We start from the raw sequence: 23,958 nt of genomic DNA, 5'->3' as shown, positions 1-23,958 counted from the left end.
GAAATAGACAGGTTGTTGAAGTGTGAGTTAACACAAAAAACGGTCAGCGACTTGATTTACGTATTCCAGACGAACAGGATTCGCGTCAGCAGCCATGTTCCGACTACAAGGCCAACACAACTAGCCGCTACCATTACAAATCCTCGACGGTACCAACCGGGGAACGACGAGCGAGAGAGTTCGATGTTACTATCGGCGCCAAACCACTTATCCTGCGAACAGACTTCCGTGATCCGATTTAATTCTGTCTCGTCAATTCGTTCATGCAAGTCGTCGGCGAGTCCGGCATCCACAAACGCCGGCAACCTGATTCCTGCGTCGACAAGCCGCTGTTCGTCGCCAATGGGTGTGTTCATTGTCGCGTAAAACCGATCCAGTTGCTGCTTTGGCTGTGTCGCTCCCAGCAGGCAGCCGAAGTACATGCCCGCCAGCGATAGAATTGTCGGCACAAAAACGCTGGTCGCAAACGCGGCGTCAGCGTCAGCAAAGTAGCGTCCGTTGCCAGTCATCAGGCGGTAAATGATCTGATGTGATGCGATGCCGAGGATCAGTGATAACCACATGCCGGTCGTATTTGCTCTCCGCCACACCACACCGAAGTAGATCGGAATTCCAAGAAACGACAGTAATGCCATGCACAGCTTGACGTAGTCTTTGATGTTGTCGAACCAAAACGTCGACATTGCGGCGACGAATATGGAAGCCACGGCCCAGCAACGAGCAGCCATCAAATAGTGCTCTGGAGTCTTCCCCGGTGAGACGACTTTGCGATACAGGTAGTCAATGGAGAGCGCAGATGACGTCGTCGCGTAGGTATCGGCCGAAGACATGGCAGCAGCAAAGAAGCTGGCAATCATCATCCCAACGACGCCCACGCCGATTGGTAACACCTGCTTCATAACGATCCCCCATGCAAGTTCCGGGTCGGACATCTCGGGCACGAGCGTTGCGAACAGGATGCCGTAGATCGCAAAAAGCAGTGTGACAATGCGTTTCCAAAGATGGCCCCAAGCGCACTGTGTGGCCGTTCGTTCGTCTTTGGAAACCGCAATCCAGTTGTAAATCCACGGCGCGGCAATGCCTCCGGCCAATGCCGACACGTTCAGGGCGATCACCGTCGACATCGTCATGCCTTCGCCGGTGAAGTCCCAAGTCGAAGCGGGCAATGCCCGGAGTGTTTCGTAACCGCCGCTCGCGTTCCAAACAAAGGGCAACATGACGAACCCAAGAATCAGCAGGCACATCACGCCCTGCAGCAAGTCCGTCAACAGTGCCGACATCATGCCACCGGAGAAGACGTACGCCGCAACGACGCCCGAGATTGACCACACACAAACCGACAATGGTAGTTCGGTGAAGCCGGCAAGAATCTTTGCAATCGCCAGAACAAACATTCCTATGAACAGGACGCAGACAACGGTTGCAATGATGGCGTACAACGCTGCCACGCCTCGACTGTATCTCATCTCAAGGAACTCAGCCAAGTTGTAGACGCGAGCGCGGCGATAGTAAATCGAGAACAAATAGTAGACCGGCGTTGCAAACAGGAAGCTCCACCAGTACCAAACGCCTGATAAACCGCTTGTGTAAGACTGGCCACTGACAACAACCGCTTCGTTTCCTGCGATCGCCGAAGCAAATACGAAGACAAATGAAACGAGCGGTCCCCATTGCCCACCGGCAACAAAGAAGTCACCAAGATTCTTCGTCTTCTTTGCGCCAAGAAACACGCCGAGGTACAGGATCAGACTGAAGTAGCCAGCCAGCACAAGCAAATCGTTAAAGTGGATTCCGAGGAAACTCATTGCTCGCCTTGTTCACACACTACATTGCCTGCTCACCGGGAATCACCATCATCACGGGAATGCGAACGTGTGCCGGTTGCTCCAGCACGAAGCGGACACAGCGCGCGATATCTGCCGGCAGCAATGGGTTGGCGATGCCAAGCACTTCTTTCGGATGCACGGGAAAGTGGTTCTGCAATTCGGTTTCAACTACTCCCGGTTCGATCACGCTTACTTTAACGCCCGTCTTGGCAACCTCCATTCGCAATGCTTCAGAGAGCGCTTCGATGGCGTACTTGGTTCCCGCGTACACGCCGGTGCCGGGACGCACCTTGGTACCCAGTATGCTTGAGACGTTGATCAGGTGTCCCGAGCCAGCTTGTTTAAAATGCTTGACGGCCGTGTACGCCATCCGTGTGGCGGCTTCGACGTTGACTTTCACCATCCGGCACATCTGATCAATATCAACGTCCTCGATTTTTCCCGCATGCATGATGCCGGCGCTGTTAAAGACGACATCAAGCCGCCCGAATCTTTCCATCGCACAAGCCACAAGTCGCTGTGGTGCCGCTTCATCGGCGATGTCGATGGCAACGACTTCGCAATCCCCAAGTTCGCTTGCGAGCGACTCCAGCTTCTCCACTCGGCGAGCTGTCAGAACGAGCCTCATCCCCGCGGAATGCAGTTCTCGTGCGACTCCAACTCCGATACCACTCGAGGCACCCGTGATGATGGCAACGTGACCGTTTAGGGGGCTTTGACTCAACTGCTCTCTCCGGTTTGACAGTTAAATGGTCATACCAGCGTAGCCATCGCCGGTTGCGCGAACAACACAAAATCGCGTGTTTCTGCAGAATGCTTGCCTTCTGGTGGTCCTCTGGTATGATGAGTTGTGGAAGTGCAGCCTTGTTTCCATTACTACTCACGTTGTTCTGATTAATGGTCGACGCCCCCACATCCACTCAGTTCGTTTTTCAGCGGATGCTCGGCAATGTTCAGTCGGGCGTCTGGGAAACGGGCGCTCAGATCCCCAGCGAGCGTTCGCTGATCGAGGAATTCGGTGTCAGCCGGATTGCGATTCGTGAGGCGCTTTCCATGCTTCGAGGTCTCGGCGTCGTCGAGATCAGTCACGGTCGGCGGACTCGAGTGAAATCGGTCGATGCGGGAACATTGAGCGATCTGTTGCCGCTGATGTTAATCGGTGGCCAGCAGACATTTGATCAGGTGTTTGAAGTGCGGCTTGCGCTCGAGTCCCAAACTGCAACGCTGGCTGCGCGGCGACGTACCCCCGAGCAGCTTTCACGTCTCGACGAACTTCTGGCACAGTTTCGCAAGGCGATGAGTAATGGGGGTGACAAGGCGGCTCAAGTTGTGGATTTGGAATTCCATTTAGAGATCGCTCGCGCGTCGGCGAATCCGTTGTTTCCTACTTTGCTGGAAGCGCTGGCGGGTTTCGTGTCGTTCGCACAAAAAGAAAGTTGTCGCAATGACGCAGTGCGAGGCGAGCGTGCAGTTCTTGCTCACGAATCGATCGTCGACGCAATTCGTGACCGTGATGCTGATCGCGCCCGCGTTGAAATGGAATCGCACCTGCGATACAGCATGACTCGAAAAATCGAAGCGGAGAATGCTGAATGAATCAGCGCGAAACAACGTTTATGAATTTGTCGAACCAGCAATCTCGCCGAAAGTTTCTTGCCCGTGCCGGTGGTGGGATGGGCATGCTCGCATATGCGTCGTTGGAGCATGGTGAAGCGGTGGTTGCCCAACCACCAACGCACACGGTTCCTCGAGCCAAACGTGTGATTTGGCTGTTCATGCATGGTGGTCCGAGTCACGTTGATCTTTTCGATCCGAAGCCAGCGTTGACAAAATTTAGTGGCCAGCCGTTGCCGGAGAGTTTTGGCAACGTGATGACGCGTCGTAACGTCAAGAAAAATCCGTTGCTAGCGCCAGTGCGAAAGTTTCGACCTCGAGGTCAATCGGGACTTCCGGTCAGCGATTTTCTGCCACACATTGCCGAGCATGCCGACGACATTTGCGTCGTTCGCTCGATGCACGGCGACAGCGTGAATCATCCGCAGTCGGTGTATCAGATGAACACCGGTAGCATTCTGATGGGCAACCCGAGTGTGGGCAGTTGGGTTGCTTATGGAATGGGGACCGAGAACCAAAACATGCCAGCCTTTGTCGTTCTGCCCGATCCCGGCGGCGGCTTGAAGGGTGGGCCGCCTGCTTGGGGCAACGGTTATCTTCCCGCATCGTATCAAGGTGTGACGATGCGACCCGGGGCATCGCCAATTCTGGATCTTCAGCCGCAACCCGGCGTCACGTCTGCGCAACAACGCCGTGATCTTGGGCTGATCGATACACTCAACCGTCGCCATTTGGAATCACGTGATTTTGATGATCGATTGACGGCACGAGTGAAAGCCTACGAGCTTGCGTTTCGGATGCAGTCGGAGGCTCCGGCGCTTGTGGATATCCAGCAGGAGACCGAGGCGACGCGACGGATGTATGGCATCGACCAAAAAGAAACCCGTGACTTTGGCGAACGATGTTTGCTGGCACGGCGAATGATCGAAAACGGTGTGCGATTTGTCCAACTGTATTCGGGCGATACAAACGGCTGGGACGCTCATTCCAACGTCGACAAAAACCACACAGAATACTGTCGCCGTACCGACAAGCCGGTCGCGGGGCTACTGCAGGATTTGAAACAGCGCGGGTTGATGGAAGACACTCTGGTGATTTGGGGTGGCGAGTTCGGACGCATGCCGATGAGCGAACAGGGTAAAGGACGCGACCATAACCCATGTGGCTGGCCGGGGCCGGGATTCGCGGCGGTCGAGCCTATGGTGCAACCGACGAAATTGGCCTGCGCGCCGTCGACGACAAGGTTTCCGTTACGGACTTCCACGCAACGCTTTTGCATTTAATGGGAATCGATCACTACGATCTGACCTACTTTCACAACGGGCTGGATAAACGTCTGACCGGGCCCGATGAAGCGGAAGTCGTCGAAGGAATCATTGCCTGATGAACGCCACATTCATTCGCTTGCAAACGTTGAAATGGTACGACTGTCGTATGGCACTTGCTGTTTCGCTGTGTGTCGTTGGTTGGTTCGCATTCGCCCCTGCGTTGATCGCCGACGACCACGCCAAGGGTTACATCGAAACGCCGATCGACGAATACGATCGCGATCATTGGTCGTTTTTTCCAATTAGAAAACCGGAAGTGCCCAAGGCGTCGACCAAGTGGTGCCAGAACGACATCGATCATTTCGTCGAGCATGAATTGAGTGCTCACGGGCTGATGCCACAGTCATCCGCATCACGACGCACGTTGATTCGGCGATTGAGTTTCGATTTGATCGGACTTCCGCCCACGCCGACGGAGGTCGACGCGTTCCTTTCTGACACTCGCCCGAACGCCTACGAAAAACTGGTTGACCGTTTGCTGGATTCGCCTCGATACGGTGAACGCTGGGCGCAGCATTGGCTGGATTTGGCGCGGTTTGCCGAAACTGACGGCTTCGAGCATGACAAGCTTCGCAAGGAAGCGTGGAAGTATCGCGACTGGGTCATCCAGTCACTTAATGACGACATGCCGTACGATGACTTTATTTGTCAACAGATCGCTGGTGATGAACTGTACCCCGACGACGATTCGGCCCGGACGGCAACGCGGTTTTGTTTGTGCGGCCCCGACATGCCCGACATTAACCTGATCGAAGAGCGTCGCCACTCCGTGCTGAACGAACTGACGTCGACGGTCGGCGAAGTGTTGTTGGGTTTGCAAGTCGGTTGTGCCCAATGCCACGATCATAAGTATGACGCGATCAGTCAGGCTGATTTCTATCGCATGCGAGCGATCTTCGAGCCCGCGGTTCCGCTTGAGAAAAACCGGTCACTTTCAACGCTTGAAGAATCGTTTCCATTCAAGCAGCCCAGTCACCTAATGTTGCGCGGCGACTTTCGCAGTCCGGGACCGGAAGTCACCCCCGGAGTAATTCGTGTGGTTGCGACCAAGCTGAATTCGTACGCACCCAATCCGTCGAAGAAGTCAGCGGGCCTGCGAACGGCTCTGGCCAACTGGCTGACTTCGCGCGACAACCCGCTGACCGCCCGAGTCATGGTCAATCGTGTTTGGCAACATCACTTTGGCAGCGGACTCGTCGGAACTCCCAGCGACTTCGGCGTGATGAGTGACGAGCCCAGTCACCCGGAACTTCTCGATTGGCTTGCCGCGACTTTTGTCGAGAACCATTGGAAACTGAAACCGCTGCATCGTCTGATCGTGATGTCGTCAACGTACCGCCAGCGCAGCCGGCTGCTGGAACACGCAACGCCGACGGAACGAACGAACTGGGAAAAAGCAATCAAAGATGACCCCGATGCCACGTCGCTTTCACGATTCCCGCGATGGCGTCTGGAAGGCGAAGCGATCCGCGATGCGATCCTACGGGTGTCGGGAAAAATCAATCTCAAATCAGGTGGCCCCGGCGTGCTACCTCCCCTTCCGAAGGAACTCGTGTCCACGCTGTTAAAAAATCAGTGGAACGTGACCAAAGACAAATCCGAACACACGCGCCGAAGCATTTACGTGTTCGCTCGCCGAAACCTGCGATATCCGATCTTTGAAGTTTTTGATCGCCCAAGCGCCAACACAAGTTGCTCGGCACGCGGCAGTTCGACCACGGCTCCCCAGTCGCTGCACCTGTTGAATTCAGCCTTTACGTTAAGCATGTCGAAGGCGATGGCCGAATCGATCGCTGAATCGCAGGAGTCGACGCAGCCGCATTTCTAAGGGCGCTTGGTCGTCCACCATCGCAGGCCGAATTGAAGGACGTGCAAGAATTTTTCGCGGCCTCTGGCACCGACAACAGCGAATAACTCGATCATCTTTGCCTATCGCTGATCAACTGCAACGAATTTGTAACCGTCGATTAGGCTCAGAAAGAACCTCTGTGTCAGCGTACTTTCAAACTCACTTCTTGTCGCCAGACTTCTGCCGGGCAATGCCAATTACTTCTGCAATCTGATTGGTAAGAACAGCAACAGTATCGGACTGTTCTCCGGCGATGTTGGCGGTTTCAAGTGGATCATTTGCGTGATCGTACAACTCGCGATCGATCACGGAACTGTCCTTCAAAGATCGCCACTCGGTGTAACGCCAGCGGTCGGTCCGTAGCGAATAGCCGATGGCCTTACGATTCTTGACCGATCCATAGAACGGCTGTTCGTGCTGAGTCAGCGCGAAAGCTTTCACCGATGACGCCGGTGCACTCAACACGGTCACTTGACTGACGCCTTCAAGGCGACCGGGAAGATCGTCCCGGATGCCTGCCAATTCGCCAAGCGTCGGGTACAGATCGATCAGTTCGGTAAGCGCCTTCGTCGATTGCCCATGCGTTTGCGAATGACGGGGCGAGGCGATGATCAGTGGGACACGGGCGTCGAGCTCAAAGTTGGACGTTTTGCCCCACAGTGTCTTTTCGCCGATATGAAAACCGTGGTCGGACGTGAACACCACGATGGTGTCGTCGGCGTGACCGCTTTGATCCAGCGCGTCGAGCACTTCGCCAACTTGAGCATCAAGGAAACTGATCGCAGCGTAGTAGCCGTGACGATAGTGCCGAATTTCGTCTTCGTTGAACGGTCGGTCTTCGGGGGTCAGACCATAACCTTTGATTTCGCGCGATGAATGCATCGCGATCGACGGAACATTCGTCGGTGGTTCCGCCGGGTTGGGAAGTGTGATGGCTTGCTGGTCATAAAGATCCCAGTACTTCTTCGGCGCAACAAAGGGAAGATGCGGACGCCAAAATCCAACGGCCAGAAAAAATGGCTGGCTGTCCGCGGGATGGTCTCGCAACATCGCCGCCGCCAAGTTGGCGATTTGACCGTCGCGATAGACCGTATCAGGCAGATCATGAGCCTCGGTCACGGGCGCTTTATAGGGCCGCTTCGTTCCTCGGTCGGGACCGTTTGCAAAAACAGTGTCGTCTGCGTGGGTCCCCTTGTGCAAGACCTCGTCAATCGACCACGAACGGCGATCCTGAGTGTCGCCCATGTTGTGGAACAGCTTGCCGATATTCTGGCAGAAGTATCCGTGGTTCTTGAAGTGTTGCGGTAATGTCACCAGTGTGCTGCCACCGGCTGCCGTGTCGCGAAAGTATTTTCGCAAGTCATCGACGCCAACCGTACTCGGACGTAGTCCGGTCAGAAAGGATGAACGCGACGGATTGCAGACCGCCTGTTGGCAATACGCCCGCTGGAAAGTCATTCCGCGCGAGGCGAGTCGATCAAGGTTCGGGGTCTTGGCATTTACATCACCGTAAGGGCCAATCGCACAATTCAAGTCGTCAGCAATGATGAACAATACGTTTTGATTGGCAACTGCGCAATCTGCCCAAAGGAGGCACAACGTTATGGTTATCTTGATGGTAGCGCGCATTTCTTGTGTCCTATCTATCCGCAACATGGGAGCAAGGCGATCGAACTTCGGCGTACGGGCTTACTGATCGTTAACCTTTTCGCCAGTCTTCAGACGAGCCGGATCGACGACCATGTGTCGAACGCGTTGCCGTTTCCAAGTGTAGGTCAAGTGAACCTTCCCATCTCGCGTTTGAATCATGGCGGGATACGACAGTTCCCCTTTGTCGACTCGTTCCACCGTCGCGACTTTATTCCAATTGTGTCCGTCGTCGCTGATGACGAGATCCAGCACCTGTCGCGACCCCCAGCCATCTTTTCGCTCGCCGCCCGCAGGGTTGTACAGCAGCAGATGCCGACCGTCAGCCAGTGTCAGTGCTTCGATGCCGCTGTTGGGATTGGGAAGACCAGTGTCAGCGAGCGTGGTCCACGTGTGACCTTGATCTCTGGATAAAGCCTGAAAGATCTTGGAATGCTTTGAACGCAGCAGTGCTTGGATCTCACCCGTGGCAGTCGTCAGCAGGGTTGGCTGAATGACTTGGAACGGCTGCTCTTTCGGCTCGAACCGTTTCCACGACGCACCCAGTTCAGGATGATCGAAATCAACGAGGATCTCGAAATGCATTCTCCAATCGTGATCGTGCTCCGTGGACGACGGACACAGCAGCGTGCCGTCGCCAAGAAGAATCGGCTTGCTGCGAACTGGCCCATCGATGCCTTCTGGCAGGCGGCCGCGATCGCGAAACGTGCGGCCATCGTCATAGCTGACCATGAACTCGCCCCACCAGTCACGAGGATTGGGGCCGACCTTGAAGAACAGCAACGTGGGTCCGTCGCCGGGCGTTTGATAAAGCACGGGATTCCAACATGGATGCCGAAGCCCCTCGTGCTGAACGCCGTCCGCCCATTGGACGGGATTCGACCAGCGGTTGCCATCGTGATAGCTACTCCAGATTCCGACATCCTTATTGCCCTCCTTCGTACCGCCAAACCACGCGGCCACGAGCCCACGATCTGTCTGACAAATCGTTGATGCGTGGCATTGGGGAAAACTGCTCTTGGTGTAAATGAACTCTTCGCTGACGAATCCCGGAAACTTCGGCGCGGCGGTTTCCTTTGCCGGTGCCGCCGACAGTCTTTCCGCTGGAAAGGAAATACAGTCGTCATGAGCTGCGAAGTACAATCGGCCATTTTCCGCGCCGACCAACAGGTCAGGTTTGCCATCTTTGTCGAAGTCACACGCGGCGGGACTGGATGTGTGCCCGGCCACGTTGCGTTTGGCAAGGTTGCCGATCTTCTTGAGTACGATTTGGCCATCGCGGTCTTCACAGTTGCGATACCACGTCGCGTTCTCAGAATTGACCAGCAGGTCAAGTCGGCCGTCGCCGTCCCAGTCGACGACATCCAGCTTGATACGTCCTGATCCTCCGCACGACTTCGCGTTCATTCGCAGCGGTTGGTTGTTTTCGTCGACAAAGATCCGCTCTGCCGCACCCGCCGATCGTCGCAACGTCAAGAAGCCTTCCTGATCGAGCATCACCAGATCAAGCTTGTTGTCGGCGTCAAAATCGACGGCAACCGGAGTCGTCCGCCACTGCGATAAAGTATCGCTTGCCCGTGTCTGCCACCAATACCACTGCGGTGGCGCTTCTGTCTGCCCGCTCTGCAGGGGTGTATCTGTCAGTCTCCCGTTGTCGTTGCGAAGGATGCCGACACGCGAGAGGATCGAGTTGTAAATGATGTCGGGATCTTGATCGCCATCCCAGTCGGCGACCGAAAGCGTCGTGTATCCCCACTTCGCTTCCGCTGGCCCCTGAATGGAACCGTTTGGTCCGGCAAGAATCCGAAACGGTTTCGCGCCCTCGTCGCCGGCACTGTCGTGAACATTCAACAGGATCGGCGCCGACCATTTTGGCAAACCGTTTTGACCCGCGCCAAGGTTCTCGAAAAGCCCAATGTATCCCGCCGTGTTGCCGCATAAAATGTCTTCGTCGCCGTCATCGTCCCAGTCGTAAGCGTACGGCGTCGCCAATGCACCGAACTTCAGCGTGTCGGCCTGCTGTTGAAAGTATTGCGGGGCGTGAAAAATCGGTTCACGATTTCGCAGGCGTCCCGTGTTTTCCACCAATGCGACGCGTCCGTCCTCATCGCCAACGATTAGGTCCATATCGCCATCGCCGTCCCAGTCAAACGCCGTCGGAGTGATCATCTGCAGGTCCATCACAAGCGGTTGTCCCGATTCGTCGTTCAATCGACTGCCGGCGGCGTAAACCGGTTCGGCGCGAGTGCCCACGTTTTCAAAATACGTGAATCCATCCAGAAACTCGCCGCACAGAAGATCGAGGTCACCGTCACTATCGAAATCGGCAAAGTTTGGTGACGGCCAACCGTAAACGTCGATTTCACCACCAGCAGCTTCGAGCTTGAGGGGAGATTCAGAGTACTTTGGATCGGCCGCGGATCCTTCGTTGCGAATCAGATAGATGTAGCCGTGAAGCGGACCGTTCCGCCATCGACCGTGATTGTCGTATGCGTTGTCCCAGCTATAGTCCGTCCAGTCGCCGACGCCGACAATGATGTCCTGATCTGAGTCGCCATCGAAGTCCACGAATCGCCACATGTTCGCGCGGGTCTTGTTTTCGTGGATGTTGTTGTTTGGGTAAAACCGTTTCCCATTGTCGAAGTCGAACGCTCCTGTTGCTTTGTCCCGATGGTGCTCCCAGCACATACGCAAGATGCGTGGCTGCCCGTCGACATAGCTGACTTGCATGTTTTGGCTGGTCTTGCCAACACGCACTCCCGGCAGAAACACGGGGAACTTTTCTGCCGGATCCTGACTTGGGTTTTCAAAGTAGTAGACGCCGTTGGATGGTTTGTCCGGGCACGAGACGAGCAGATCCATGTCACCGTCTCCGTCGTAGTCCATTGGCATCGGCCACGCCCACAGACCGACTCCCAAGTCGACGGCTAGACCCGGATTGTTGTATCGCAACTCCTTAAGTTTCCATTCATCCTGAGCCATCGCGTGGTCGAACGAACCGAAGAGAATTGCGAACGTCAATGCATACAGGAGTGCGAGATGTTTCAACATGGTGGGATTTACTTGAGTGAGGTGGTGAGGCGTTGCACAACTTTGACAGACGTCCGACGACATTCCGGTCACCGCACGTGTGCATTTTCTATTTCGGATCGCGTCGATTCGAGCCGTTGAGTCAGTTTCTTGATTGCTGATTGAATTTCCGGACTGTGGTCTGCGATCAGGTTACGAGTTTCGCCGGGATCAGCCTTCAAATCAAAGAACTCGTTTCGGCCCGCGTTGCGAGAATCAACGACCAGTTTGAACTGTGGAGTTCGATAACAACGTAGGTCGGCGTGCGCGTAGTTAGTCATGTGGTATTCAGCGTACAGATTCTGATCCCAGTCTGGCGGCGCCTTTCCCTTCAGCAACGGCAGTAAAGTGCGGCCGCGAAGACGCAGATTCTCGGGCAGCGCAAGCCTCGTCATGTTTAATACAGTCGGAAAGAAATCGAGCGACGTCGCCGTGGATTCGATTTCCGTGCCTGCTTTGACCACGCCCGGCCAACGAATGATCATTGGAACTCGCAAAGAGTGGTCGTCAAGATTCGGTCGATATTTTGCCGAGATCGCTCGTGTTCCACGATGTGATTCCCTCGGCGGCTGACGAGTTGCCCAGATGCCGTTGCCTTTGTGCCAAAACCCATTGTGCCCCATGTTGTAGCCGTGGTCAGACGTGAAGATCACAACCGTGTTTTCAACAAGCTGCAGTTCATCGAGCAGTCCGAGCACCCGACCGATGTTGCGATCAACACCACCCGTACTGGCCAGATACTCACGCATCTGTTTTTTCATCTTCGTGATGTTCAAATCCGGGTAATCGGGATTGGGGATCTTCGCGTCAAGTCCGTCGTAGGGCTGCCAATCCTCCGGGGCGACAGGCAGCCAAGCTCCGTGTGGCGCCCGAGTGTTCAGGCACAGCAGGAACGGCTTGTCCCTCGATCGCTCGATGAACTTCAACGCTCGGTCAGCCAGAATGTCGATCGTCAGTCCTGTAAACTTACGAACTTTACCTTCTTCTTCGAGCTCCGGATTGCTGGGTGTCGTCCCGCCTCCGGTCAGCCCCATAAAGTAATCGAATCCGTGATGAGTCGGATGCAATCGTTCGCTACCCTTGGCCGTCCAATCACCCAAGTGCCACTTGCCTACCAATCCGGTTTGGTAGCCGTTTTGCTGTAGTACTTCCGCGAATGTTATGCTCTTGTCGGGGTCGAGAGCGACCTGATTGTCCTCGTCATATAACTTGTGCCCCGGCTGTGGGATAAAGTCCGTGATGCCGAACTCGCTGGCATATCGCCCGGTCATGAATGCAGCGCGAGCGGGACTGCAAACCGGCGTCGTGCAAAAGAAATTTCGGAAGATCGCACCTTCGCTGGCGAGACGATCAATATTCGGCGTCGCCGCCTTCGCCACATCATCAAACCAGCCACGCTGAACCGCCGTTCCAACGGCCCACGCCGCCTGATCGTCGGTGTAGACGATCACAATGTTGGGACGTGCAGATGTCGTCCCGCGAACCGGCTCAGCCGGTGAAACAGGTGTCGCTTCATCCGCGCAAACGCATTGTCCAAAGGTGAAGCTCAGCAGGAGCAATAACACCAGCGGATACCCGTTCATTGGAATGCAATGAAGAGTTGAAATCCAATGAAGAGTTGGAATCCAGTCGCAGCGACTATTGTTCATTTGCCTGCCCTTTCTGTTTGTGATTGACGAACAGCATCGTCGCGACAAATCCGGTCAGAGTGATCGCAACCGTTCCGAGAAAGACGGTAAGGAAAGGGTGTAGCGGATTCTGCAGGATTTCAGGAACCGACGTCGCTCCACTCGAGAACGTCAACCAGCCGATAACGGGCACACCCACGATCACGCCAAACAGCGCTGCTTGGTTCGAGATGCGCCGGCTAAGGAATCCCAACAGGAACAGCCCCAGCATGCCACCGCTGAGTACTCCTGACATTTCCCACCAAACATCCAGTACGCTTTTGACGCGAATCATTGCGAGAGCTAACGCAGTTCCGGCGACTCCCCAGATGATCGTGCCGCCGTACAATACCTTCATGGCGCGCGACTCCGTTGGTTCTCGGTCGACCAGCCGTTGATAAAAATCTGTCAGTGTCAGAGCTGCGGAACTGTTCAAACTGGAACTAACAGTGCTCATGGCAGCCGCCAAAATCGCTGCCAGCATCACTCCACGGACACCTGTCGGCAACGCAGACATGATGAAGAAAGGGAATACTGAGTCCCCTTTTCCGGCCTGCCATTCCGCCGCGAGATCCTCCGGAAGCAATTCTGGCTGCGCGGTGTAATAGGCATACAAAGCTGTGCCGATGAAAAAGAAGCACGCACTTACCGGAACATAAAGCAGGCTTCCGAACCAAACCGACTTCTTCGCCTCGGACACAGACTGAGCCGAAAGGTAGCGTTGCGTGTAACTTTGATTGATGGCAACATTCTGCAGATTGATCGTGAGCGCATACAGCATCACCACCCACACCGTTGATTCTGTCGCATCCAGCGAGTAGCTTCCCAGACTGAACTTGTCGTCCGCCATTGCAATTTCAATTAGTTGCTTGGGGCCTTCCGGCATACAGAACGGAATCCAGATGGCACACAGAACCGCACCGGCAATCAAGACCGCCGACTGCAAGGCGTCGGTCAACACGACGCCTTCGAGTCCGCCGATGCAGGTGTAAGCTGTGGTCACGACTCCTGTCACAATGATGATTGTAACCATGTCCCACATTAGAAGCTGTTGCATCACGACGGCGATGAGATACATCACTGAGCCAACCCGCGCGACCTGAAGCAACATAAAACACGTTGACATGTACAGCCGTGCCCACGTACCAAATCGTTGCTCCATGTGTTCATACGCCGAAACATGCCCGTGCCGGCGATAGAATGGCACGAACAGTTTCGCTCCAAACCATGCGATGAACGGAAGAGACAGCGAAAACACAAACGAGTTCCAATTACCCACCAAGGCTTTGCCGGGAATCGCAAGGAAGCTGATGCTGCTAACGTAGGTACCAAAAATGGACAATCCGACGACCCAACCTCCCAGCCGCCCTCTGGCGACCATGAACGAGTCGGAATTTCGGCTGCGGCGCATGCACCAAAACCCAAGCCCCAGCGTGCCGGCGAGGTAGACAACAATAATGGCGTAGTCTAGCGTCGACATTTGGCTATCCCTGAGTCATCGTTTCGTCCAGCAATGTCCGCTTGGAAAACTCCGTCAACCACTGATGTACCTGTTCGCGCTGGGGTTCCTTAAAGGCATCGAACGGAGCCGCGAGTTGCCCACTGCAGATACCGGACAACTCCATCGCGCACTTGAGGCCTTTTAAGTACGACGAACCATATTTGCCGAACATGTACAAATCCTGCAGTTCAACGACAATTTGCTGCAGCCGATCGACTTCGGCCTGTTCACCGTTTGTGATGGCCGCAAACAAATCAGTAAACAGTTTCGGAAAGAGATTCGCACCGCCTGTCACTCCGCCTGCAGCCCCGAGACGCATCGCTTCAACCAACTTTGCTTCAGGCCCCATCAACACCGGCCAGCTCTCTCGGGTGGCAGCAACTTCGACTGCTTGGGCGAAGTATTTGAGGTCGCCAGAACTGTCTTTCAGCCCAACGATGTTCTCGTGTTCGATCAATGCCCGTAGCGTATCGACCTCAATTGAAATCTTCACACAGCTTGGCATGTTGTAGAGCAACAGGGGCAACGGCAAAGAATCCGCCAATTCGCGAAACCAGTTCTGCAGTTCCGTTTGACCGGCGGGAAAGTAGAACGGCGGAGCCGCCACGACGGCTTCCGCACCCTGATCAGCGGCGAACTCGGCCAGCTTGATCGCTCGAACAAGTGACGTATCCGTGATTCCGACGTAGATTGGGACTTGTTGATCGACGACGGTGCTGGTTTCATCAATCATGGCGTGTTGCACATCATCACTTAGGCTTGGCCCTTCGCCGGTTGTGCCCAGAATGAACACGCCGTCGACGCCAGCGCTGAGTTGCTGTCCCAGCAAACGCTCGACGCCCGACACATCCAGTCGATCTCGATCGGCAAGCGGTGTTACCAGAGGGGGGATAATTCCGTGAATCATTTCGTGTATTTTTTCATTTCGAGTTGCGAAGTTGGCGGGCTAGAAATGGACTTAGCCCTTGCCCATTCCGGTTAATGTCAGCTGGCGGCTATTGCGAATATGGGTCAACATGGCTTCGCGCGCCGCGTCACCGTCCCGTCGTCTAAGTCCATCCAGAATCGCTGCGTGATCATCCACAGTCAAAGCGACGACATCGCGAGAGTAAGAATGTCTATCCACGCCGATAATCTCCGTCAGCACGTGATAATCGCTGACGACTTTCAACATTCGGCGGTTTTCAGTGGAACGAAGGATCGTCAAATGAAACTCAAGGTCCGCCTCGTCGAATTGGCGAGCGTGCTTGTCATTGAGCGTCTTCGCCTTTGAGCGCTCCAGCAACTGCAAAATTTGATCGAGCGTTCCCTGCAGCACCTTCAGTTGATGCAGTCCAATCAGTTGTGCCGCCTTCGCTGCAGCATAGGGCTCGATCGCTTCACGCATTTCAAACACTTCAACCGCATCGCTGCGCGATAACCGCTTGACGACGGCGCCCGCCTGCGGAACTAAATCAACCAGTCCCTCACTGGCCAATCTGCCGATCGCTTCTCGCACCGGAGTGGCGCTCATTCCGATTTGATCTCCCAGCGGTCCGTAACGGACTCGAGATCCCGCCGAGAGTTCTCGACTAATCAATTTGCTGCGAAGGAATTCGTATGCGATGTCAGACTGATTTCGATTCATTCAATGGAATGTACCCAAAATCTATAGACTTGCAAGTGCCTTGATCAGCCGCAATTCGGTTGTCGAGAGTTTTTACGTCTTCCTCTCTTCAGTGACACGAACTGCCTTCTCGTTCCTGCTGACATCGCGTTGGTGTAAGCGAGCGGGCGGCGAGTGGACCTCAGTCTCAAATCGCTTTGCCTGAGCCAAGTCGTCCGAAATGCCGGTCAAACCCATCATGGATCAATCAAAGAATCCGGCGAGTGGACGTCCGTAATGTTCTTCTAGCGGTCGACGGAGGCGAGATACATGATCAGGTCTCTAAATTCAGCGACGGTCATTGTGTCTGCCAAGCCATTGGGCATTAGTGAGTTTGGCGAGGCGACGTAGTCTTCGATTTCATCGGCAGCGAACGTACGTGTCTCGCCCGTTTCGAGAGTTAGGTTGATCTTGCCGCCCGACTTATGGTCGAGTTGCAGACCTCGGTGGACTTTGCCATCGACCGTAACAACCATCCACGCTTGATACTGTGGAGCGAAGTCGGCAGACGGATTCAAAATCGCGTCAATGATCTGTTCTCGGCTCTTGGATTTGGAAATCTGCCCAAGGTCCGGACCCAGTGTTCCTCCACGACTTCCAACCGTGTGACATTTCTTGCAACCCACACGGTTGGTGTCAAACACGCGGCGACCCCGCTGGGCATCACCGCCGTCACTGAGTACAGCGAGCGATTCTTCCCTATTCGCTGGACGTGAAACGCCACGGTTCAATGCTGGTGCAAGGCGGTCACTAACTGCGTCGGTGAGATCCAAGTTTTTAATGGTCTCAACGCAGTCTCGGGCCACTCCCACATCCAACCATGCCCGAAACGTGCGTGAGGTTTCAATAGCCAAATCTTGGTCGTCGTTGGTCAACAGCGGCACGAATCGCCATGGATCAGCGGGGCGAAAATTGCAGAGCGCGAAAACAGCTTCGCTGCGTGCAATCGCCGATCGCGAGTCATCCAGTGCAAGTTGGCTGAGTGGTTCACGCAGTGACCTCTAGCGATCTGCGTTCATGCTCGCGAAGCGTCTTGCGACGGCAATCGAGAGTGCGTCAGCTCCTTCGCTCAGCAATGGACTCAGCCAATCAGAACCGCCGGCAACTTCCGCATCGGTAAGTCTGTCAATCGCGAGCACGCGCACTTCATTTGGGAACGCCGAATCCTCAGCGACGCTCGCGATCAAACCTGCGGGCAGTTGTCGCCTAAGTGTGTTGGCTCGTCTCGCAGTTTGCAGGCGAACGTTCTCGGAAAAATCACCATTGAGATTTTCGACGGCGGCGAGGTAAGTTTCAAAGAGTGTAGCATCGACGTCTCCTTGATTGATTGCACCATCCAAGTCATCACGCAGTTCGGTGAGCATCGATTCTCCGGCCCACATCAACGCGGCTCGCCGTACTTCAGAGTCTTTGTCAGCGAGAAAACGCCGGATCAAGGAATCTGGTGATTGAAGATCGCTTCGTTTGCTGGCCAGCAGAGCACCGAGACGTACTTTGGCGGATTTGTGTCGCATAAGTGAGTCGCGTTCTGATCGCAAATCGTCCTTCGCAAGCAGCATTTGAGCAGCGTGCTGAAGGAACGGGAAGTCGCTTTCCAGAGCCTCGGTCAACTTCGCGGAATCGCCATTTTCGACGAGCTGAAACTCTGTGACATCCTCACTTGCAATCGGCTCCGAAAAGTACGATTGCGGATCTGTGGACGCTGCATCCGGTTTGGTACTGATTCGCCATATGCGTCCCCGTCCATGATTTGGGTAGTCAACCAGCATCCAATCGGTGACGAAAATATTTCCACGACTATCACAATCAATCGCGACGGGCCGAAAGTCCTTGCCACCGGTAAGAAACAATTTTCGACCAGATGAAGTGATGCTGCCACCTTTCGGCTCAACGTCGAAGCGTTCTATCGAGTTTTCGTTCCAAACCGTCACCAGCACACTGTGGTTGTAGTCGACGGGCAACGAGGCGCGTCGAGCGTCAGTCAAGCCACCGGGAGCTTCTCCGAGTGATATGAAACTTGACTTGGCCAACGGAAAACTCAATTATCGTTTGCTGGTAGCCACTTACGGCAGAGCGTGATACAGTAGGCTTATGCACATGTTCGTTCTCCTCGGAAGAATTCAGAAACCTCCCTTGGAAGATTACATGTCCACACTTTTACATCCACCCGCCATCATCTAAATCAAATACACGACGCGCACAGTTCCGCCAGATGCCCCACAAATAGTCGTTTTGCTCAGTCGGACTCGAGATCAGGAATGTCAAAGAACTTCTATTTCATCACAACCATTTGCATGGTCACCGCCCTTACACCGATCGGGGCACAGGATGCCGCCGACCCGAACTCGGCGGGCAAGAATCCCTCCGCACCGGGCGATTCTACCATGGCTCCATATCCTCCAAGCCCGGTGATTGATTCGGTTACGTTTGATTGGTCTTCCGAGCGAGTGTTCGGCAAGGGCAGTGATCAATGGCCGATGACATGGACTGCCGACGGCGATTTGGTTGCCGCCTGGGGCGACGGTTGGGGATGGAACGGCGAAGGAAAAGACAACAAACGCAGCATCGGCGTGACTCGCATTTCCGGGACACCGCCGACGTTGAACGGCACCGATCTCTGGGGCGACGGGCCGGGGAGCGGATTTGGAAAACCCGAAGCACTGATCGCTCTGGGCAATGATTTGCGCATGTTTTGGACACGCGGCGACAGCATCAACGACAACGATGACACGGCAACCGCACTGTCGCGCGACGGAGGACTAAGCTGGACGTACGGCAAAGGAAAAGCCTTTCCAAAGGCACCCGCCGGATTCCGTGTGCGCGGTATCTGCCAATTCGGGCCCGGCAACGAGGACTCGCTCGATGACTATGTCTACGTTTACTTCGGATTCAATCGGCAGAACGATTTGTATCTCGGGCGCGTGCAGGGCGAACACTTGTTCGAACCTGATGAATACCGGTGGTTTAAGGGGCTGTCCGCTGAAGGAAATATGCCGATCTGGTCCGAGTCGATGCACGACCGCGCAGCGGTATTCCATGATCCCAACGGCTATTACTGGCACATCGGCGTTTGCTACAATGCAGAACTTAAACGCTACCTCATGACGAAGCCGCATTTTTGCGCTGATGACAACCGGGATACACCGTTGGCAAAAGAGTCCGGGGTTGCGAGCCTAGGTATTTTTGATTCTCCGACGCCATGGGGACCATGGACGACGTTGCATTACCGCGACAACTTCAAGGATGACCTAGTCAAATTTAGCTACTTCATCCCTGCAAAATTTTTCAGCGATAATGGTCAAGGCTTTTGGATGGCGTGGTCCGGTTGGCCGGAATACGACAGCGTAAGCTTCGTCAAGGGACACCTCTCGCTTCGGTAAGTCGACTTGAGCGCCGTCCTCGTTGTTTTCTGCTTTGATCGTCGAAGTTGCCCCGCGGTAATTTTGGGGAACTCGGCCGGACCATGCGTGTGTGACTGTACGTGTACCGATAGGTGGTTCAGTAATTCGCCGAGACACCGTTATCGGTTCTCAGCGAGACAACGAACCGAAGCAAGTCCCGCAATTCGGTGACATCGATCCGGTACGGGCCTCTCCAACGACCGAGTAGATGCAGCATTCCTGGTCTGGCGGCAGATAGTTGAACTCAAACGACCCGTCCTCATCAGTAACGTCGCCAACTGCGGCCACGAACGCCCTAATGCCGGCTGTTCGGTCAACTTGGACAACCGCAATACTCATGTTCGGCACTGGTCTACCCAGGTAGGCGACTTTTCCTGCGACGGATGCGCCCGGCGCGAGTTCAATCACTCCCGATTCGGTACCCGGCTCGACCAGTTCCGTCTTCGCGCCGTAGTAATGAGCAGTTGCCAAAGCGCAGCGGTGAATATCTCTTCGAGATCATCATGCGTCGTCACGAGGTGCGGAGCACGATGATGACAACGAACCGTCCCTTGGAGAAGTGTCATTCATACTGAGTCCTTGCGTAACGCTAAACGACGACTTTGCCCGCGCCGTTGTTGGATGCCATTCCTCTACGACTTCTTGCGGTTTTCGATCTGCGGCGTCGTCAGTTCGGCGGGCAGCGGTGGATCACCGTAGTTCCACTTGGTCGCCCGCGATTGCCTGAGACGGCTCAACTCACGATTGTCTGCCCAGTAGATTAGTTGCCCCCGGTAGCCAGGCAACTGGCGAGCAACATGCAGCCACCCTCGTTGCTTCCACGAGTGAAGGGTGGTTCGCGGAATCTGCAACTCCGAAGACAAATCTCCAACGGTCCATTCATGTTGCCCGAGCTCTATCGGAGCGCGTTTCCTGGTTGCTTCAGTTTCTCCCCGGAACTTTTTCGCAAGCCTTCCGACGATTGACTTGTTGAAACGGTTAGTCTGCTTTGTGGGATGAAACCCGTCCTCGTTGAGAATGCGTGCGATCTCCGCATACGATCTTCCAGCTGTTACGAGTTCGACAATTCGACTTTTTAGCCGCTCGTAATCGGCCGTCTGTTCATACCGACGAACCGGACGTATTAATCCGTGGTGACTGGAAAACCCTCCAGACCAATTCAGTGCGACATCGACTTGTTCGGTCGTTCCTTCGACAACAACATCGACCCGTTCAATTAGAAGTCGGATAATGCGTTGCCGATCAGAGTTAGTGGTAGACGGCAATTGCCAAAGTGTAGGCACGCTGTTCGCTTACGACTGAATCATCGCGCGTTGATCGTCCGAGAGTTCGGTTACGTTCGTTTGTCGAAAGCGTGCATACTCTTGTTCAAGTGCTTCGGCGTCTTGGAGTGCTTTATTCCATTGCCGTTCAAGTTCCCTCGCGACGAGTCGATTCTCGGGTTCAACTGCATCGTACTGTCGGCGCGCGCGATCCACGGCGAACCGTGTACGCTCCAGTCGCTGCCGCCAATTGTCGTCCATACATTGCTGTGCCTGTTCAAGATCCGCAGCGGCAAGAACGCTGACTTCTAACGATGCTGGCTCAAGTGCCTTTAACACCTTATCGGCAACAATCGCATCGAGCTGTTTGCCGGACAAGCTTTGGCAGGTAGCGGATCTGAAATCAATCAAGCCGGTTGTTCAAAAGTATCGCATCACTGGACGGTCGCCTGAGTAGGCGACTGCCATGCGGCGGCCGCACTTGCCACAGTAAACGATGCCAGCTAACAGGCTTTCGCCGTCACGCGGGGCGCCTTTGGACTTCCCACCGAACTGATTCTCGCGAATTCGCTGCTGGTTGCGTTCATACTGTTCTTCCGAGATGTACGCCGGACAGTGACCACGGATCAGTGCATGGTACTTGTCCGGAGTCACGGCGACTCGCCCAGTGTCCGGATGCCCCGCTTTCTTGGGTCCATCCGGGAACTTTGTGGGTCGGTTAAAATTCTCCACAAAGGAGAGCCTAGATGCACGAGACCGAGTTTTACCAGCAGATCCTTGGCCTGACACCACCTTGGATCGTCGCCAATGTAACTCTTGATACCGAAGCGGGCCAAGTTGACATTCATGTTGAGCACGCCGATGGCGCGAAGTTTTGCTGCCCTGAGTGCGACCGTCAACTTGCTTGCTATGACCACGTTTCTGAGCGACGCTGGCGGCATCTGGACACGATGCAGTATCGGACGGTTCTCCACGCCAAGCCACCACGTGTGAAATGCCCTGAGCACGGTGTGAAGCAAGTCCAGCTCCCTTGGGCCGAGAAGAACAGTCGGTTCACATTGTTCTTCGAACGTTTCTCCATCGACGTCTTGCTGGCGACACAGACTGTTCAAGGTGCCGCTGGAATCCTTCGAACGAGTTGGGATGAAACGTGGCACATTCTCAAGAAGGCGGTGGCACGTGGTAAAGCCCGGAAGACAGATGCAGTCATGCCTCGAATTGGCATTGATGAAAAAGCCTTTCGCAAAGGCCAGAACTACATCACGCTCATCTACGATCTGGATCGAAGCACCGTCGAAGCGATTTCGGATGGGAATGACACCGATGCAGGGAACGCTTGTTTTTCGCAACTTTCCCAGGCTCAACGCGACGGTATCGAAGCGATTGCGATGGACATGAGTGCTGCCTACGTGAAGTCAGCCAAAGAGAACATTCCACTTGCCGAAACCAAGATCGTCCATGACCGCTTCCATGTGATGAAGCTTGCTACCGAAGCAGTCGACAAAGTCCGACGCGGTGAGCATCGCAAACTGAGCGCTGTAGGTGACAAACGATTGACACGCACTCGCTACCTGTGGTTAAGCGGCCAAGAGAACCTGAGCGAACAACAGCGAGAGCGATTTGATGCGGTCTATACGCAGGAATTGGAGACCGGCAAGGCTTGGGCCTACAAGGAGATGCTTCGCGACCTGTGGCACCATGCCGATGCGACTTCAGCCACCGTCTACTTCAAAGACTGGTACAAGCGAGTGATCCACACCAAGCTTTCGCCACTGAAGAAGGTCGCCAAGACAATCCGCGATCGTTTAGCAAACGTCGTGAGCTACTGCACGCACTTCATCACCAACGCAGTGGCCGAAGGAATGAACAGCAAGATCATGTCGATCAAGCGACGTGTCGGCGGCTATCGCAATCGCGAGAACTTCAAGACCGCGATCTACTTTTACTGCGGTGGACTAGATCTTTACCCACACTAAACCCAGATGGACCTTTTTAAAGGGTGTCCGCAACCAGACGTCATCGCCGATTATAAACTGCGAGATACGCCGGGCGGATGCAGCCACCTTCACGACCGAAGCATTTTGGAAACTGACGAAACGTTGCATTTGGTATCCCAACTGGTCTACGGTTGATCCTTCTTGGCAGACGAATGACCAGTGAGCTTCTAAGTCTAATGATCGCTCGATAACGCTCTTATTCTCACGCTGGCAACGAAGTCGCAAACATGGTCACGTGTTCGACTTGAACGCTCCTGAGAATTGGATTTGAAGAAGGCTTCTCTGTCTATATCTGCAAAATTGATGCGTGCAGTTACGGCCTGCAATTGGGTTCTAACATGCGGACTCGAGAATCGCAGTATCATGCCAACTAACAGGAGCCGACACTCCTAGCACTTGCCGATTGTTATGAAACGCCGCCCCAATTTACCTCAGAAATTTTGAGAGAACCGCGGCAGCTAAGAATGCTGACGCTTCGGCTGGGTAGGTTACGAATACGGAAAGCAGCCAGAATGCGACTGCCATGAAGAGTACGGGCGGTATCACGGAGAAGACTCAAATTGCCAGGCCTGCGAGTCGAAAGGTCTGACTACTCGTCGCCTTAGTGGCAGTATTTCAGTCGGCAATTGCTTGCGACCAGCCAATTTGCGAACTCGATTGACGTCTCGAAGCAAGATAAGCAGTTGGCGGCGAATCGGAGCGTAGGGAGCAAATGGTAGTTCGTAAATTGCGCGAGCTAAGTTGTCCGCAGAATCCTGTTTCGCCCGCTCAGTAAACGCTGCTCGTAAGTTCAGATAGACGCTTCGCGTTAACGCGACGTGAGAGTGCCACCTATCGTCGTTGCTGCCGTCTTTCTTTCGTCCACCGGGTTTGTAGCTGATGGAGTAACCGGCGTAGTGAATCGGAACGCGGCGAATGTCGCGAATGAGATTGGCTTCATCTTCAAAGAATCGATGCTCGCCTTTGGTTGCGAGAATCACGAAATTGGATTCATGACGGATGTACTGTAAGTTTGACCGTCCTGCCTTCTTTCGGCGGGCGCGAGTGGATTCACTGACTGCGATTCCGTATTTGCTGATGAGCTTTTCGTCGATGGCTTCAGGCGACTTACCGGCTGGCACTTTTCCTTGCACGTGAAACCAATAGCCGTGG

Annotated in this window: 18 protein-coding genes and 1 pseudogene; 5 read left to right on the top strand and 14 right to left on the bottom strand. The window is 54.6% G+C overall.

Annotated elements, in window-relative coordinates:
* Positions 1 to 56 precede the first annotated feature (56 nt).
* Positions 57 to 1,805, bottom strand: a complete 1,749-nt coding sequence (locus tag CEE69_RS01105) for a sodium:solute symporter family protein (protein WP_099258702.1) — start codon at positions 1,803 to 1,805, stop codon at positions 57 to 59.
* A 19-nt stretch (positions 1,806 to 1,824) separates the two neighbouring features.
* Positions 1,825 to 2,550: an SDR family oxidoreductase gene (locus CEE69_RS01100; protein WP_099258701.1), complete on the bottom strand. Its 726-nt coding sequence runs from the start codon at positions 2,548 to 2,550 to the stop codon at positions 1,825 to 1,827.
* 173 nt (positions 2,551 to 2,723) lie between these two features.
* Between CEE69_RS01100 and CEE69_RS01095 the strand changes: the two genes are divergently transcribed.
* The 3 genes and pseudogenes from CEE69_RS01095 (at position 2,724) to CEE69_RS01085 (ending at position 6,596) form a co-directional block, all read left to right on the top strand.
* Complete coding sequence (locus CEE69_RS01095) at positions 2,724 to 3,422, top strand: FadR/GntR family transcriptional regulator (protein ID WP_099258700.1); 699 nt, start codon at positions 2,724 to 2,726, stop codon at positions 3,420 to 3,422.
* 20 nt (positions 3,423 to 3,442) lie between these two features.
* Positions 3,443 to 4,824, top strand: a pseudogene (locus CEE69_RS01090) (DUF1501 domain-containing protein).
* Positions 4,824 to 6,596 (top strand): DUF1549 and DUF1553 domain-containing protein, encoded by a 1,773-nt coding sequence (locus tag CEE69_RS01085; RefSeq protein WP_233214475.1) that lies wholly within the window; start codon positions 4,824 to 4,826, stop codon positions 6,594 to 6,596. The pseudogene CEE69_RS01090 and the gene CEE69_RS01085 overlap by 1 nt, the downstream one beginning before the upstream one ends.
* 180 nt (positions 6,597 to 6,776) lie before the next feature.
* Here CEE69_RS01085 and CEE69_RS01080 read toward each other — a convergent pair whose 3' ends face one another.
* The 8 genes from CEE69_RS01080 to CEE69_RS01045 all read right to left on the bottom strand — a co-directional run bounded on the left by CEE69_RS01080 (position 6,777) and on the right by CEE69_RS01045 (position 18,176).
* Positions 6,777 to 8,246: a sulfatase gene (locus CEE69_RS01080; RefSeq protein ID WP_233214474.1), complete on the bottom strand. Its 1,470-nt coding sequence runs from the start codon at positions 8,244 to 8,246 to the stop codon at positions 6,777 to 6,779.
* Positions 8,247 to 8,306: 60 nt separating this feature from the next.
* Positions 8,307 to 11,315 carry an exo-alpha-sialidase gene (locus tag CEE69_RS01075; RefSeq protein WP_099259191.1) on the bottom strand — a complete coding sequence of 1,003 codons (3,009 nt, stop codon included), beginning with the start codon at positions 11,313 to 11,315 and terminating at the stop codon, positions 8,307 to 8,309.
* 68 nt (positions 11,316 to 11,383) lie between these two features.
* On the bottom strand, positions 11,384 to 12,898 hold the full coding sequence (locus tag CEE69_RS01070; protein WP_233214473.1) for a sulfatase family protein: 1,515 nt from the start codon (positions 12,896 to 12,898) through the stop codon (positions 11,384 to 11,386).
* 73 nt (positions 12,899 to 12,971) lie between these two features.
* Positions 12,972 to 14,381 (bottom strand): sodium:solute symporter family transporter, encoded by a 1,410-nt coding sequence (locus CEE69_RS01065; protein WP_233214544.1) that lies wholly within the window; start codon positions 14,379 to 14,381, stop codon positions 12,972 to 12,974.
* Between the two features lie 103 nt (positions 14,382 to 14,484).
* The gene (locus CEE69_RS01060; protein WP_099258697.1) at positions 14,485 to 15,408 is read right to left on the bottom strand and encodes a dihydrodipicolinate synthase family protein; all 924 of its coding nucleotides are present in this window, start codon (positions 15,406 to 15,408) and stop codon (positions 14,485 to 14,487) included.
* Between the two features lie 51 nt (positions 15,409 to 15,459).
* Entirely contained in the window at positions 15,460 to 16,128 is a 669-nt protein-coding gene (locus CEE69_RS01055) for a GntR family transcriptional regulator (RefSeq protein WP_099258696.1), read from the bottom strand.
* A 263-nt stretch (positions 16,129 to 16,391) separates the two neighbouring features.
* Complete coding sequence (locus CEE69_RS01050) at positions 16,392 to 17,030, bottom strand: c-type cytochrome (protein WP_158230939.1); 639 nt, start codon at positions 17,028 to 17,030, stop codon at positions 16,392 to 16,394.
* 117 nt (positions 17,031 to 17,147) lie between these two features.
* Positions 17,148 to 18,176, bottom strand: coding sequence for a hypothetical protein (locus CEE69_RS01045; RefSeq protein WP_143549123.1), 1,029 nt, complete (start codon positions 18,174 to 18,176; stop codon positions 17,148 to 17,150).
* A 228-nt stretch (positions 18,177 to 18,404) separates the two neighbouring features.
* Here CEE69_RS01045 and CEE69_RS01040 point away from each other — a divergent pair, with 228 nt between their 5' ends.
* On the top strand, positions 18,405 to 19,526 hold the full coding sequence (locus CEE69_RS01040) for a DUF4185 domain-containing protein (RefSeq protein ID WP_099258693.1): 1,122 nt from the start codon (positions 18,405 to 18,407) through the stop codon (positions 19,524 to 19,526).
* Between the two features lie 653 nt (positions 19,527 to 20,179).
* Here the strand turns inward: CEE69_RS01040 and CEE69_RS33030 are convergent.
* The 3 genes from CEE69_RS33030 to CEE69_RS01020 form a co-directional block, all read right to left on the bottom strand.
* Entirely contained in the window at positions 20,180 to 20,410 is a 231-nt protein-coding gene (locus tag CEE69_RS33030) for a hypothetical protein (RefSeq protein ID WP_143549122.1), read from the bottom strand.
* A gap of 429 nt (positions 20,411 to 20,839) precedes the next feature.
* Complete coding sequence (locus CEE69_RS01025) at positions 20,840 to 21,220, bottom strand: hypothetical protein (protein WP_143549121.1); 381 nt, start codon at positions 21,218 to 21,220, stop codon at positions 20,840 to 20,842.
* A 9-nt stretch (positions 21,221 to 21,229) separates the two neighbouring features.
* The gene (locus tag CEE69_RS01020; RefSeq protein ID WP_158230938.1) at positions 21,230 to 21,463 is read right to left on the bottom strand and encodes a zinc ribbon domain-containing protein; all 234 of its coding nucleotides are present in this window, start codon (positions 21,461 to 21,463) and stop codon (positions 21,230 to 21,232) included.
* A 92-nt stretch (positions 21,464 to 21,555) separates the two neighbouring features.
* Between CEE69_RS01020 and CEE69_RS01015 the strand changes: the two genes are divergently transcribed.
* Entirely contained in the window at positions 21,556 to 22,785 is a 1,230-nt protein-coding gene (locus CEE69_RS01015) for an ISL3 family transposase (RefSeq protein ID WP_099258689.1), read from the top strand.
* A gap of 563 nt (positions 22,786 to 23,348) precedes the next feature.
* Here the strand turns inward: CEE69_RS01015 and CEE69_RS01010 are convergent.
* Positions 23,349 to 23,927: a hypothetical protein gene (locus CEE69_RS01010; RefSeq protein ID WP_158230937.1), complete on the bottom strand. Its 579-nt coding sequence runs from the start codon at positions 23,925 to 23,927 to the stop codon at positions 23,349 to 23,351.
* Positions 23,928 to 23,958: the final 31 nt, after the last annotated feature.

Origin of the sequence: Rhodopirellula bahusiensis, from assembly GCF_002727185.1 — a bacterium.
Classification (GTDB): Bacteria; Planctomycetota; Planctomycetia; order Pirellulales; family Pirellulaceae; genus Rhodopirellula; species Rhodopirellula bahusiensis.
Note: the sequence above shows the minus strand (reverse complement) of the source record. Positions and strands in the feature narration are given on the sequence as shown.

Coding starts and splice junctions, on each gene's coding strand:
- CEE69_RS01105 (WP_099258702.1), bottom strand. CDS start 1,805: ATGAGTTTCCTCGGAATCCACTTTAACGATTTGCTTGTGCTGGCTGGC.
- CEE69_RS01095 (WP_099258700.1), top strand. CDS start 2,724: ATGGTCGACGCCCCCACATCCACTCAGTTCGTTTTTCAGCGGATGCTC.
- CEE69_RS01085 (WP_233214475.1), top strand. CDS start 4,824: ATGAACGCCACATTCATTCGCTTGCAAACGTTGAAATGGTACGACTGT.
- CEE69_RS01080 (WP_233214474.1), bottom strand. CDS start 8,246: ATGCGCGCTACCATCAAGATAACCATAACGTTGTGCCTCCTTTGGGCA.
- CEE69_RS01075 (WP_099259191.1), bottom strand. CDS start 11,315: ATGTTGAAACATCTCGCACTCCTGTATGCATTGACGTTCGCAATTCTC.
- CEE69_RS01065 (WP_233214544.1), bottom strand. CDS start 14,381: ATGGTCGCCAGAGGGCGGCTGGGAGGTTGGGTCGTCGGATTGTCCATT.
- CEE69_RS01060 (WP_099258697.1), bottom strand. CDS start 15,408: ATGATTCACGGAATTATCCCCCCTCTGGTAACACCGCTTGCCGATCGA.
- CEE69_RS01055 (WP_099258696.1), bottom strand. CDS start 16,128: ATGAATCGAAATCAGTCTGACATCGCATACGAATTCCTTCGCAGCAAA.
- CEE69_RS01040 (WP_099258693.1), top strand. CDS start 18,405: ATGTCAAAGAACTTCTATTTCATCACAACCATTTGCATGGTCACCGCC.
- CEE69_RS01015 (WP_099258689.1), top strand. CDS start 21,556: ATGCACGAGACCGAGTTTTACCAGCAGATCCTTGGCCTGACACCACCT.